This is a genomic window from Vibrio rarus (assembly GCF_024347075.1).
Lineage (GTDB): Bacteria > Pseudomonadota > Gammaproteobacteria > Enterobacterales > Vibrionaceae > Vibrio > Vibrio rarus.
This window is the reverse complement of the sequence record NZ_AP024901.1, coordinates 280,345-292,771: the sequence shown is the minus strand read 5'-3', so window position 1 is coordinate 292,771 and position 12,427 is coordinate 280,345. Positions and strand designations below refer to the sequence as shown.

Genomic DNA, 12,427 nt, shown 5'->3' with positions numbered 1-12,427 from the left:
GACAATCTTAAGGACGTTCATAGTCGACTCCTTGGGCTTTAGTTGACACAATATCAATGCTCACTCGACGATTGGTTAGGCGAATAGCGGGACTATCGCCTTCCGTTAGGGGGAGGGTTTCCCCTACAGATAGGGTTTGTATTCGAGCGCGAGCTAGGCCAAAAATAACCAGATAGCGCTGTACTTGTTGAGCGCGACCCATGGCCAGTTGCTCATTTTTCATGGCGCTGCCGGTCATATCGGCATGACCCGTTACGCTAAGGTTTAAATGGGTGTGTTGTTTTAATAATTGGGCGGCCTGAGCGAGATGCCCCATATATTTGGGATTGATCTCTGTAGAGTTGATAGCAAATTGGTTGTCAACATTAAGCAAGGTGACAAGTTGAGTAATAATGGCTTTATCACTTTGAAATGTGGCATTTTTTGAGGGGGGAACGCATTGAGTTTCATTGGTGACGTAATCTAATTGCAGCTCAAGTTTATTCAGGTTTTTTCGTAAAATTACGATGTCGTTGGCCGCATCCAGTAATAGTCCAGCCTCCAGTTCACGGGCAATGCGTTTTTCTTTGGTTTCGGCTTGTACCACGGAAGCGGGGAAACACCATTCGGCCCCCTGATTGATTAAGCTATCCAATTGCAGACGTGCAATATGAAAATCAAAGCGCATTCCATGTTCGGGGCCAAGAGGCTCATCAGGAAAAACGGGAGAGAAGTCAGACATGACACTGTGTTCACCCAAGCCACCTTTGCCTTCATCGGGGTAACTGCTACAACCCATCATGATGAGTGTGCCAAGTAATGTACTGCTGAGTTTGAGTTGTTGAGTCCAGGTCATCATTGCTCTCCTACCTTTGATAGTGCGATTCACATCCATGTGATTGATAATCAATGTGTACGTTTTGCTTGCTGAGTGCTTAGGGGAATGGCTTGGCCGATTCGCAGCAATTCCATCATTTTTAAAGGTTGGCCGTGGACGTTTTTAATGCTCATATTGCGGTTGCTTTCAATTAAGCGTTTATAGAAGTAAACAATGGCACCAATGCCGGAGGTATCCATAAAATCGACATGTTCTAGATCGATTTCAATTTGCGGGTGGGTGTCATCACTTAATAGGTCGTCAATACAAAGTTGGGCTTCTTTGCTTGATTGAGCATTAAAATCACCAAATACGGCGAGAGTGAGTAGCTGTTCATTGGATTCAATTTTGCGTAATTCCATTATGTTTTCTCCGTTTAATGAATCGCTCACAGAGCGTATTTCAACAATGTCAGGAGAACAGTTGCAGAATGCGTGCCAGAAAAATTATGATTAAAAATCAGGGGCTTACGGGGTTGTCTCAAAATGAGAAATGCAGATTCTTATTTTGAGAATAAAAAATAACGGGGTAAAAGGTATTATAAAGCTCAGCTCACTACGGCGAAGTGAGCTTTATATAGGGTAGGAGTGACTAGTGTTGGCACCATTTCACTAGCATATTTTGAATATCTGCTGAGCGATAAGGTTTGGTCAGTACATCATTCATACCGGATTTAAAACAGAGCTCTCTTTCTGAAAGAGTCGTACTGGCTGTGAGCGCAATTATTGGCATATCCATGCTTAACGAGCGGATCTTTTTGGTGGCTTCAAATCCATCCATTTCAGGCATGCGACAATCCATTAGTATCATGTCGTAGCGTTTATTTTGCACTGCAGTGACCGCTTCAAGGCCATTATTTGCAATATCCGGTTTTATATTGAGCTTGGTCAGCATTTCATTAATGATGATCTGATTCATACGAATGTCATCCACCACCAACATCGATAAATTTTGTGGTAACAATTTATTGATCTGCTTTGCGGGATCTTTAGCCGCGCTAGGTAACGCCCTCACTTTTCGCAAAGGAATACGCCCAGTAAATGTCGTCCCCACATTAACCGCACTGCACAAATTAATAGAGCCACCCATTAATTGAATGAGTTGATTACAGATAGCTAGGCCTAATCCAGTGCCTTCAACATTGCGTTTACTAGAACGATCCACTTGAGTAAATGGCTGGAAGAGTTTGCTTTGCGCGGTATCACTGATGCCTATACCTGTGTCTTTAACTTGAAAGTGCAGCTGTTTATCTTGCCAGTCTAAAGTTAATGTTACCGAACCTTGATCGGTGAATTTAACGGCATTACCGATTAAATTCACAAAAATCTGAGTGATTCTTTCCATATCGCCTTCAACAGCGCATGGTACGTTGTCACTGATTTTTATATCAAAGGAAAGAGACTTTTCTTGGGCTTTTGAGGTGAAAATGCTCGATAAAGTATTAATTAATGACTTTATTTCAAACTTTCTTGGCAATAGAGTAAACATATCTGCGTTGATTTTACTGTAGTCCAGAAGATCATTAATAATGACTCTCAGGAACTCACCAGATTGAATGAGATTTTGTACTAATTGTTGCTGGTGGGTGTCTAATAGAGTGTCTTGCAGTAATTCAGAGCTTCCAAGTAGTCCGTTTAAAGGGGTGCGAAGTTCGTGATTGATCATGGCGAGAAAATCACGAGTCGCCCGTTCTGAATGTTCCGCTTTTTTGCGTGACTCTATGTTTCTATAGATAATTTGCTGGCGGTTTACTGCACGGCACAGTAGATCGGCCACTAACCTTAAGGGTTGTTCAATAAATTGATTATCTTGTTCCGTATCTTGAATTTTTAGACTTAGAAGGCCAATTTTCTCTCGATTGACTATCAATGGAATGTCCAATTGGCTGCCGTGCCATTGCAACTTTAAACTGTTTGGATCAACGTTAATCTCAGAGCCATAAAATGGCTTTTTAAGCCCGAGCATCAATTCGGCATTTAATTTTAAATAACATGCACGAATTAACGTACTTTCACACACTTTAGCAACAAAATTAGACAATATGATGTCATCTAAATGGTGGTCTAAAAAGGCTCGACCAAAGTAGATGAGTAGGGCATCTATTTGCTGCTGGAACTCCAATTTTAGAATATCTTGTGCGGAAGATTTTTCTAATTGAGCCACGGCCAGTTCAAGTTTTTGCTTAGATTCGAATAGCTCTAAGCTTTTTTGTTCGAGTAACGTTTCTGCTTGCTTACGAGAGGCCACTTCTCGGGTTAACTTCCTTTGTAGCAGCTCAGTGTCTAAATTGGGTGTCGTCATACTCAAATACTCAGTATTTAGGCTTATCGCCGTAAGTAGCGGTTCAGTTGTAGCGGGTATTAATATTTGATGAATATGTTTTTTCTAGTAGAACAATGGCTTATGAATAATATAATCAAGTGTTTTTTGTGCGCTATTTATGCAATGTTCTTACTCTGGTTGGTATGGTTTGGGTTCACTAAAGTAATATTGAAGCGTACTTCACTGCCACTTTCGTTGAGCGGTTTCATTTGTATATTTAAAGTTTGACCAAAATGGTTGGCACACCCTTTAATCAACCCTAAACACACGTGGGACATGCAACGGGCACTTTTGTAGTTGAGAATAAGCTCAGTTTCAGTTTCTGAAATGAACTCAAAAGCAGGAGGTACGGCGTCGGGGTACAGTTTTTTAACTTCCACATGAATGTAGTCTTCCACATGACGTATGAACTCAAAACTGGTAGTACTGTGCGCAATGGCCACTTCTTGTGGCATGGTTGCCAATAGCTTTTTAAACACAGACTCCCCAAAAACTTGCTGTAACTGCTCGGCTGGTACATCAGAAGTTTTGCTTAGATTAACAATAAGCTTAACGAGGTCATTATGGTCATAACTGCCAACAGAAGTGTAAATTCCTTGATCTTCTGACATTTCAAGTACTTGGTCTAATACCTCTAAACCAAAATGGTGTTCCACTAACTCTAAAAACTCGGTAAAAATGATTCCCTTCATTATCGCATCCTTAACAATAACATCACCTTAAATACGATTCTTGTACAAACGGGCAATAAAGACAACAAAAATCTAGCCACCCATATCAAAAATCTAGCCACCCATATTAGATTTGGGCACCAATTTATCAAAATTTATTAAGCCACCCATTTATTCGTCTCATCTATCATCAGAAATCAGGTGCTTGGGTATTACATACAGACTGATTGGAGGATGTTTCATGGTAGATAAATCGCTAAGGAAGTGACACTTTAAATAACAGGGGATATCAAACCTGTTAGTGATAAGGTTTGAGTAATAGCGGTAAAAACGTATTAACTTATATGGAGGTATTTACAGCAAGAAGCAAAATGTCGTCGTCTTTTTTGCAAATGTTGGCAGTAGCAAGTGAGTTCTTCAATACTTCCTACAGGGCCATGAAAGAGTAGACCAAATTCCATCGTTAACTTAATCCAGTTTTCATGGGGAATATCCATCTTATCTAGTAACTTTTTACTGTTGCTACTGATAACACCACGTTTATCGTTATGAATAATGCGCCCAGTTTCATCAACTAAAGTTAAGTAATCTTGTAGCGAAAAGGCAATACCTGTAGGCTGATTCTCTTTTTCGTGGCCAATAAAGGGAAGTAAATTGGGTGGCGTTTCACCTTTTAGTGCACTTTGTATACGCAGTTGAATACTAGTGTGATCCGATTGTTGAGGCGTTTCGGCCATTTTCGCTCTAATTGGGTTTAAATCTACATAGGCCATGCAAGTTAATAAAGCTGCATCATCGAGCAGTGCTTGCGACTTAAAACGCCCCTCCCAGAACCGACCAGTGCAGTTATCTTCTTTATTTGCTCGCCTTGCAATAGGTTCGTTTAAGCATCGCATAAACCAGCTGATATCACATAACCTACTGCGATACACCGCAATGAGTCTCTGCAAGTTTTTGATTTCATGTGATTCTAATACATCTCCATTCAGATACTTCTTGGTTAGGTCATCCCCTTTAAATAAGGTATGCCATTGTTCAAGAATTTTTCTATCGCTCCATCTATTGGCCGTTTCGATATCAACTCGTAATATAACGTGTAAGTGGTTGGACATCACAGCAAATGCGGCAACGTCAATGGCAAAGATGGATTCAAGTTTGAGTAATAGTGACTGAACCCAATCACGTCGATGATCGTAATTAATGCCTGAGAAGGGGTCATTACCGCAAAGGTAAGCGCGTCGTACCACACGACTACAACAATGATAGTACAATGTATCTTCGATGCTGATCTGAGTTTTTCGAGGACGGGGCATAGTGTTTATCCTGCTTCGAGAACTGAGAATATTTTAGTCAATGATAAAGAAGATGACGAACTGCACTTAGTGTAGTTAAAGTGTGAAATTTATAATGGGTGTCTAGATTTAAAATGAGATTTAAAGTGTGGGTGTCTGCATTTTAAGTGAATGTTGTTTTGTCATGTTGGGTTGATATTGTATGGTTTGTTATTTTAATAATCTGAGGTAGGGGTGGTTTATGTTGCCAGAACTTGGGCGATACCAGGGTGTGATTTTTGATATGGATGGCACCCTTATTGATACTATGCCTGCGCATGTAGATGCGTGGCAGAGAACGGCTGATGAGTTTGGGTTTGAATTTGACCCTCAGTGGTTGCATAGCCTTGGTGGGATGCCGAGCCCTAAAATTGTATTAGAGGTGAATCGACGATTTGGCTTACAATTGGATCCAGTCCAAGTGTCTGGTTTCAAGATGTTGCAGTTTGCTAATAATAAAAACAAAGGTGAGCTTATTGAGATCACCTACCAAGTTTTATTGCAGCAAATGAAGCATAAAAAAGTGGCTATTGGCACTGGGGCACAGCGAGATAGTGCTGTGGATTTGCTAATGGCTCGAGGTGTGTTTGATTATTTTGATGCGGTGGTAACGGCAACCGATGTGGAACGGCATAAACCTTTCCCTGATACATTTTTGATGGCCGCAGAGCAGATGAATTGTGCTGCGCAACACTGCGTTGTTTTTGAAGATACTTTATTAGGCTTACAAGCGGCGCACGCTGCGGGGATGGATTGTTACCTTGTAACTGAGAACGGGTTTCTTTTTAAACCTTTAACCGAGTCTGCTTTTACTGAATAAACGAATACAGTGAGTAAAAAGGACTGTAAAACAGTCCTTTATGCTACGTTTCTATTTGATTTCTAGTAACTCGACATCAAAAATCAAAGTGGACGAACCCGGAATAGGCCCCGTGCCTTTTTTGCCATAAGCCAACGTACTTGGAATGTACAAGCGGAATTTATCGCCAACAACCATTAACTGTAAGCCTTCTTGCCAGCCGTGAATGACTCGATTTAATGGGAATTCAATAGGCTCTCCACGATCAACTGAGCTATCAAAAACAGTTCCATCAATGAGCGTGCCATGATAATGCACTTTCACTGTACTTGTTGGGCTAGGATGAGTATCCCCATTACCTTTTACTAAAACTTCATACTGTAACCCACTTTCGGTGGTGGTCACTTCATCACGCTGGCCATTTTCTTGTAAAAATGCCTGACCAATTGCAAAGTTATCTTGGCCCGCTTTATGGTTTGTCCAAACTCGGTAAATCATAAAAGCGGCCAATATGGCGACGATGGCAGGAAATAAAAACTTAGACATTGTTGGCATTATCCTTTTTAACTAAATAATTGATGGTGCTAATAATTGAGGGTAAGTCATTGTGAGCAGAAGTGATGACCATATATTTTCCGTTAACCACAAAGGTGGGGACTGAGTTGATCATAGCTTTTCCGGTAATTTGTTGGGCTTTATGCACCTGAGAGAACAACTGCTGTTGTTGTGCTTCACTAAGTTCATAAGGTGAAGTCATGCCTCTTGCTTGAAAAGCACTCACTAAGTTTTGTTGGGTTTGCTCTTTACTGAGATCGCCACTAGCGTGATACACATTAAACAGTGCCGTCATCATACCTTGATCAGGTTTACCTGATGGTGATTGCATTGCTGCTGCATAATAAAACAGGGCGGCGGCTTGTGCACTTTCGTTAAAGGTAACGTGTATTTTACCAATAGGTTGACCAATTCCCTCTTCAATTTCTGGAATGAATTTCTCCATTTGCAGACAATGGCCACAGGTTAAGGAGAACACTTCCACGACGGGTTGGGTTACTAAGTCACTGACATCATTGGCAAGCTCAGAGTAATGTGTGTTCAATTGTGGGGTTTGATTATCACTGCAAGCCGTCAGTAAAAATAAGGAAGCAAACAGTAGGCTAAAGGTTTTAATTATTTTTTTCATAGTCCATTCAGTCTTTGTTGTAGGGAGAGCGATAGGGATTATCGCCCTAGAGGTTGTGTTTATCTATCCCAGTAGGCTTCTTCCAGGCTATCTTCACGCTCTGGAAGTGCGCGAGAAAGGCGAGGTGAGTGCTGGGTTAAAAGTTCATAGCTAACACGGTTAGCGTATTTGCAAATTTGAGATAATGAAGAATAGGTTAAATATGTAGCACTGTGTTTTTTTGACGATGGCACGTTCGTTTTGTGATAGCTGTTGGCTGCAATATCATGCAATAAAGCGGACAAAGCACCATCTCCAGCACCATTGGTATTCTTAATTTTCAATGGCCCACCTAAATAAGGTGAAATATGGGAATAGATACGCACAGGGGTTGTGCAGTCGGTAAAACGCATGGCACGGCTGTATTCGTATTGATTAAACTCTGGAATATTACCTGGTAATAGGGTCATTTCTGTTTCGCGTTTACGATCATTTTCCGTATAACCTGCCATATACAAACCAACAGGGCCTGCGGTACACAAAACCAAATCTGCCCAGTTTAAAGCAGCATTCGCCGCCAGTAATGGATCTTTTTCCCCAGTTAGCGCCTCACCTTCTTCTTCATTCATCGCCAAAATAGTGACATTACTCTTAATGAAGCTTTGCCACCACTGGGCATTACCTTCAATCACATATTTAGTACCCAGCGTTAACACCACGGGAATGTGTCGCGCTTTGGCCAGTTCAACCGCTCGCTGAACGGCTTTTGGCATAGGGTCTTCTGGTTTTCCGCGCATTAGATAAGAGGAAATAACCAGAGCACTCGCTTTATTGAAAGCCGATTGCGGAATGCTTTCAGCCTGTAGTTGGTTCATATCACCTTCATTAATGGCAAAGGTGCGCTCTCCATCTTGGGTGATTAAGGTATAACAACGGCCAATAGAGCCATCGACTCTTTGTAAGTGATTTAAATTAACTCGTGAAGAGGTGTTGCATAAATAGCGGTATGCGTAACTGCCAACATCAATATTTTTCGACATCACGCCAAGTAGCACCGACTTACTGTCAGCCAGTACAGAATAGTTGTGTAGAGTATTGCCAATGGTATCGCCAGGGTGTTCGTGAGAGATGAGATCTTTCTCGATTAACTCTTGATACAGAGCGTCAGCCACATCTTGAGTGACGACTAGGGAGTGTCCTTTACTAAGAGAGTATTTACTTAAAAAAGCGTCATCAACTCGAGCTTCAATATCAACAATGGTTTGTCCAACGCCAATAATGGATGGCCTAGATAGCTTAGGCGTTTGGTGGATTTGATTCACCAATGGATCTCGAGAATGAATAGGGAAGTAATGTTTTGACTTTCTTTGACCAGGAAACTTCATAATGGGGCAATATAAAAAATGGATATGCAGAGTATATCACAGGGAATACTCTGCATATGTGCTAACTGATTAATTTATCTAAAGTTAGCTTATATATATTGCGGTTAATACGCCACATCGCTGTTTTTTTCAGCCGCTTCTCCAACCGTAGGGGGTGTCGGTGTAGTCTGCTGCGCCGGCGTAATGGTGTGATGGTGAGTGTGATTGGCCGAACCATCGGTTGATTTATAGGCTAGGGTATCCCATAGAGGTACAGTGGAAAGACTGTGTTTATAACTGCCAGAGGTCTCTTTTGTTGAATAAGAGATATACATGAGAGTTTGTGATGATTTATCGAAAATACGACGGATTTTCATTGTTTTAAAGAAGATACTTTTGGATTTTTTAAAGACAATTTCACCGGATTTCGAATCATCGATGGCCGCAATCATTTGTGGGGTAATTTCCCCTGTTTGTCTGCATGAAATGGCAGAATCTGAAGGGTCGGAGAGATCAAGGTTAGCCTCAATACTGGCCACATGACAGGTGACACCGGTCACAATAGGGTCAACCAGAATGTTGATTTTGATATCTTTCGTTGTGAACAAGCCTAGAGAGACGTCACCCACTTCATTATTATCACACCCACTAAGAGCAAGGGCGAGGATTGGAGCCAAAAGGGCTATTTTTTTCATTGCTGTTTCCGTCAAATTAAAAGGCTTACGCGTAATATAGAGTCTAACACATACCGACAATCTTGTTTAAATAAGCAATTGTTTGATAAAGAATTGTTCGTCCTATTATCCGGGTGTATCCTTAATGAAATTCCATAATGAGAATACCCTATGAGTAACACGACAACCCTGTCTGACGCAGAGCAAATTCAGCAACTGAAAAATCAATGGATGTTGTCTCAGATAGATGTAGATTTCCCCACTCGCGAAAGCCAATTAGGTAGTGCGTGTTACCTCGATGTGATGGAACAAAACAGTGCCATCATGGCATTTGAAGGCCCAACTGACCCAGCGTTAACCCCTAAGGGCAAACTGAATTGGCTTAAAGTGGATTTTCATAAATTAACCGTATTATTTAGTCAGTTTTATGCCAGTCACAGCGCCGTTGCAGAGGCTTCTCGTGACTATTTACAAGAGTTTTTAGCGCAAATTATTTTGGATGACAATTCAGGACATTCGTTATGGGTTGGCCTATCCGATAGCGCAGTATCAGGCTGTTGTATCGTTTCAGAGAAAAATCAGCATCTGTTGATCTCTGATTTATTGCTCAATACCGAATACGATTTAGCTCAAGAGGTGCCGTCTATCATCACAGGATACACCGCCATGGGGCATGGGGTTACTTGGCCTGTTATGGTTTGCCCAATTTCTCATATAGAGTGATCTAAGTCGTTTTATAGACAATTAAATACGATGCATTTAACAGTAAATTGTCATGCCTTTTCACTAATTTCAATGAGTTCGCTATAACAGAGTTTGCGATAAAAAAGTTCGTCAAAACAAATGTACCGCCAGGCAACATGGTTTAATCGGTAAAATACTGTGGAAAGATAAGCAATGAAATGTGTGATTTTTGATTGTGAAGGAACATTAGTTGATAGCGAAAAATTATGCTGCCAAGCCTTGGTTAGTGTGTTTACTAGCTTTGGCGCAACCCTCACTATGGAAGAAGTACAGCGTCATTTTAATGGTGGCAAGCTTGCGGATATTCTGATGGAGACTAGCCAACGCTTAGGCGTACAGGTTGATATCGACCAACTTGAATCCCTGTATAGAGAAAAAACCAAGGTGTTGTTTCAAGCAAAATTAGCCCCATCCCATAATGCCCATTCGGTGTTAAAAACACTCAATAAACTTGGTATAGAAGTGTGCGCAGTGTCCAATGGGCCTCGTAGTAAACTTGAATCTACATTGGAAATTAGTGGTTTAGCTCATTATTTCACAGGCGCTATGTTTAGTGCATTTGAAGCCAATAGTTGGAAACCTGAACCGGATCTAATTCAGTATGCGGCAATGCGTATGGGGTTTCGAACTAGTGAATGTTTATTTGTAGACGATACACTGCAAGGCGTTCGAGCCGGAGTGGCGGCAAATATTACTACATTGCATTATCGTCCCAATCCAATATCGCCCAACTGGAGCATTACTGGAGTTAGCCGTATCAATGACTTACAGGAAGTCTTGAGGTATTGTCCAGAAACCTCTGCCGTTTAGCCTCGCCAAACTGCTTTTAAACTTAGACACAAAACACTGCACTTATGGATAATAGTTAAAAAGACAGTGCGTAAATCACGTATACTCGAACTCCGTAGGAATTTTAGATTTTATTATGAGCTCATTAGTGTCGAAACCACGCGTTGCTATTTTTGCCGATGTGCAAAATATCTATTACACCACACGAGATGCCTACCAGCGTCATTTTGACTATAACGCGTTCTGGGCGTTAGCGATGGAATATGGGCACATTGATTCTGCTCAAGCGTATGCCATTGCCAGTCACGATCCTAAACAACGTCAATTTCATCACATTCTTCGTGGTATAGGCTTTCAAGTGAAGTTGAAACCTTATATTCAACGCGCAGATGGCAGTGCCAAAGGCGATTGGGATGTGGGCATCACCATTGATGTTATGGAAAAAGCCGAGCAAGTAGATACCATCATTTTACTGTCTGGTGATGGCGATTTTGAGTTGTTAGTGCAACATGTTGCGCAGCGTTATAACTGCAAGGTAGTGGTTTTAGGTGTTCGTCAGTTATCCGCTACAAGCTTAATTCAAGCCGCCACAGAATTTATTCCAATCAATAGCGCGCTATTGAGGTAACATCTTGTAAAGTAAAGTCTAGGTGATTAAAACTTAGGCTTTTAATGCCATACCAATCGTACTAAATAACGGGTCATTCTAGCTTGTTAAAATACTCGATAACTGCGTTAGAATTTTTGATTGTAGAATAACGACTTATTGAAAAATTCTGCCTTGTTTTCGAGCATTTTTCCTGCGCTATTTCTGATCACTTACTTAGTGTGATTAATGGAATGGACCCTCTCTACCTAATCGGCTTAAAATGAGCCATATTTATTGATGATAAAACAATAACAGTAAGAGAGGATCCATATATGGTATCACTTATCGAACGGAGCGTGAGCCGTGCAAATGTCGGTGTTGTTTAGAGTAAATTCGATAAGCAACCGCTATCAAAAAGCAGAGAACTGCAGGCAGTAACAAGGCGGTAAATTGATATTTCTGATAGAGGTCTACCCCCATAGAGCCACCGAGAATGAAACCGATGATAATATAGGCAAACAGCTTTGCCTTGCGTCTATCTAGGTTTTCCCCTTTTAATATCTTACCCAGCATCATTCCCAGATCGGTAAAAATCCCAGTAAGGTGTGTGGTTCGTATGATAGCGCCACTGTAGGTAGTGGCCATGGCGTTTTGCAGGCCACAGGCTATGGTTAAAAAATAGACGCCAATATAGAGGTTATTCGAGAGTAACCATATAGCTATAAATAGGCTCGCCGACTCCAGAAATAACACCCAATCGTAATATCGCCCCAACTTTAGTGTGCAGCCATGCAATAAATAACCAGCTATCGCTGAGCCAAGCATAAATGACAACAACACCCCAAGTAGGTGCAAGATATGGTTAAGGGAGGCATCAAACAGACTAATACCGAGTAGTGTTGCGGTGCCAGATAGGTGGGAAACGGCCTGATGCTCAAAGCCGAGTAAGCCGATAGCATTGATGAAACCGGCCACCAAAGCCAAAATTAAAGCCCCCATTTCGACCCATTTGGGCAGATGTGATGTCACTGTGGTTGTCCTTAGGCAATAAATGTTAGCCCTAGCGTGCGTTTAAACACAGGGCTGTTGAGCAAAATTAACAGAGTTCTATAAAGAGGAATAAATA

Annotated in this window: 13 protein-coding genes and 1 pseudogene; 4 read left to right on the top strand and 10 right to left on the bottom strand. The window is 41.3% G+C overall.

The window, feature by feature from the left end:
• Window positions 1-7: 7 nt before the first annotated feature.
• The 5 genes from OCU56_RS14415 to OCU56_RS14395 all read right to left on the bottom strand — a co-directional run bounded on the left by OCU56_RS14415 (window position 8) and on the right by OCU56_RS14395 (window position 5,162).
• The gene (locus OCU56_RS14415; protein WP_390904878.1) at window positions 8-838 is read right to left on the bottom strand and encodes an OmpA family protein; all 831 of its coding nucleotides are present in this window, start codon (window positions 836-838) and stop codon (window positions 8-10) included.
• A gap of 47 nt (window positions 839-885) precedes the next feature.
• The gene (locus OCU56_RS14410) at window positions 886-1,218 is read right to left on the bottom strand and encodes an STAS domain-containing protein (RefSeq protein WP_261875420.1); all 333 of its coding nucleotides are present in this window, start codon (window positions 1,216-1,218) and stop codon (window positions 886-888) included.
• 229 nt (window positions 1,219-1,447) lie between these two features.
• Window positions 1,448-3,157: an ATP-binding protein gene (locus OCU56_RS14405; RefSeq protein WP_261875419.1), complete on the bottom strand. Its 1,710-nt coding sequence runs from the start codon at window positions 3,155-3,157 to the stop codon at window positions 1,448-1,450.
• A 137-nt stretch (window positions 3,158-3,294) separates the two neighbouring features.
• Window positions 3,295-3,870 (bottom strand): heme NO-binding domain-containing protein, encoded by a 576-nt coding sequence (locus OCU56_RS14400; protein ID WP_261875418.1) that lies wholly within the window; start codon window positions 3,868-3,870, stop codon window positions 3,295-3,297.
• 314 nt (window positions 3,871-4,184) lie between these two features.
• Window positions 4,185-5,162 carry a transposase gene (locus OCU56_RS14395; protein ID WP_261875417.1) on the bottom strand — a complete coding sequence of 326 codons (978 nt, stop codon included), beginning with the start codon at window positions 5,160-5,162 and terminating at the stop codon, window positions 4,185-4,187.
• 220 nt (window positions 5,163-5,382) lie between these two features.
• On the opposite strand from OCU56_RS14395, the gene OCU56_RS14390 reads away from it, so the two are divergent.
• Window positions 5,383-6,000: a beta-phosphoglucomutase family hydrolase gene (locus OCU56_RS14390; RefSeq protein ID WP_261875416.1), complete on the top strand. Its 618-nt coding sequence runs from the start codon at window positions 5,383-5,385 to the stop codon at window positions 5,998-6,000.
• A gap of 51 nt (window positions 6,001-6,051) precedes the next feature.
• Here the strand turns inward: OCU56_RS14390 and OCU56_RS14385 are convergent, their stop codons facing one another.
• From OCU56_RS14385 to OCU56_RS14370, 4 genes and pseudogenes are all read right to left on the bottom strand, one after another.
• A complete protein-coding gene (locus OCU56_RS14385) occupies window positions 6,052-6,525 on the bottom strand; it encodes an FKBP-type peptidyl-prolyl cis-trans isomerase (RefSeq protein WP_261875415.1) in 474 nt (157 codons plus the stop codon).
• Entirely contained in the window at window positions 6,518-7,162 is a 645-nt protein-coding gene (locus OCU56_RS14380) for a DsbA family protein (protein ID WP_261875414.1), read from the bottom strand. The genes OCU56_RS14385 and OCU56_RS14380 overlap by 8 nt, the downstream gene beginning before the upstream one ends.
• A 59-nt stretch (window positions 7,163-7,221) precedes the next feature.
• Complete coding sequence (locus OCU56_RS14375) at window positions 7,222-8,526, bottom strand: inosine/guanosine kinase (RefSeq protein ID WP_261875413.1); 1,305 nt, start codon at window positions 8,524-8,526, stop codon at window positions 7,222-7,224.
• A 221-nt stretch (window positions 8,527-8,747) separates the two neighbouring features.
• Window positions 8,748-9,200 (bottom strand): annotated as a pseudogene (locus OCU56_RS14370) (CreA family protein); the annotation flags it as partial.
• 150 nt (window positions 9,201-9,350) lie between these two features.
• Between OCU56_RS14370 and OCU56_RS14365 the strand changes: the two are divergent.
• The 3 genes from OCU56_RS14365 to OCU56_RS14355 all read left to right on the top strand — a co-directional run bounded on the left by OCU56_RS14365 (window position 9,351) and on the right by OCU56_RS14355 (window position 11,340).
• The gene (locus OCU56_RS14365) at window positions 9,351-9,902 is read left to right on the top strand and encodes a hypothetical protein (RefSeq protein WP_261875412.1); all 552 of its coding nucleotides are present in this window, start codon (window positions 9,351-9,353) and stop codon (window positions 9,900-9,902) included.
• A gap of 174 nt (window positions 9,903-10,076) precedes the next feature.
• Complete coding sequence (locus OCU56_RS14360) at window positions 10,077-10,733, top strand: HAD-IA family hydrolase (protein ID WP_261875411.1); 657 nt, start codon at window positions 10,077-10,079, stop codon at window positions 10,731-10,733.
• 115 nt (window positions 10,734-10,848) lie between these two features.
• Entirely contained in the window at window positions 10,849-11,340 is a 492-nt protein-coding gene (locus OCU56_RS14355; protein ID WP_261875410.1) for a LabA-like NYN domain-containing protein, read from the top strand.
• A 303-nt stretch (window positions 11,341-11,643) separates the two neighbouring features.
• Here OCU56_RS14355 and OCU56_RS14350 read toward each other — a convergent pair whose 3' ends face one another.
• Window positions 11,644-12,330, bottom strand: a complete 687-nt coding sequence (locus OCU56_RS14350; RefSeq protein ID WP_261875409.1) for a YoaK family protein — start codon at window positions 12,328-12,330, stop codon at window positions 11,644-11,646.
• Between the last annotated feature and the right edge of the window lie 97 nt (window positions 12,331-12,427).

Coding starts and splice junctions, on each gene's coding strand:
- OCU56_RS14365 (WP_261875412.1), top strand. CDS start 9,351: ATGAGTAACACGACAACCCTGTCTGACGCAGAGCAAATTCAGCAACTG.
- OCU56_RS14395 (WP_261875417.1), bottom strand. CDS start 5,162: ATGCCCCGTCCTCGAAAAACTCAGATCAGCATCGAAGATACATTGTAC.
- OCU56_RS14375 (WP_261875413.1), bottom strand. CDS start 8,526: ATGAAGTTTCCTGGTCAAAGAAAGTCAAAACATTACTTCCCTATTCAT.
- OCU56_RS14385 (WP_261875415.1), bottom strand. CDS start 6,525: ATGTCTAAGTTTTTATTTCCTGCCATCGTCGCCATATTGGCCGCTTTT.
- OCU56_RS14355 (WP_261875410.1), top strand. CDS start 10,849: ATGAGCTCATTAGTGTCGAAACCACGCGTTGCTATTTTTGCCGATGTG.
- OCU56_RS14360 (WP_261875411.1), top strand. CDS start 10,077: ATGAAATGTGTGATTTTTGATTGTGAAGGAACATTAGTTGATAGCGAA.
- OCU56_RS14400 (WP_261875418.1), bottom strand. CDS start 3,870: ATGAAGGGAATCATTTTTACCGAGTTTTTAGAGTTAGTGGAACACCAT.
- OCU56_RS14405 (WP_261875419.1), bottom strand. CDS start 3,157: ATGACGACACCCAATTTAGACACTGAGCTGCTACAAAGGAAGTTAACC.
- OCU56_RS14380 (WP_261875414.1), bottom strand. CDS start 7,162: ATGAAAAAAATAATTAAAACCTTTAGCCTACTGTTTGCTTCCTTATTT.
- OCU56_RS14415 (WP_390904878.1), bottom strand. CDS start 838: ATGATGACCTGGACTCAACAACTCAAACTCAGCAGTACATTACTTGGC.
- OCU56_RS14410 (WP_261875420.1), bottom strand. CDS start 1,218: ATGGAATTACGCAAAATTGAATCCAATGAACAGCTACTCACTCTCGCC.
- OCU56_RS14390 (WP_261875416.1), top strand. CDS start 5,383: ATGTTGCCAGAACTTGGGCGATACCAGGGTGTGATTTTTGATATGGAT.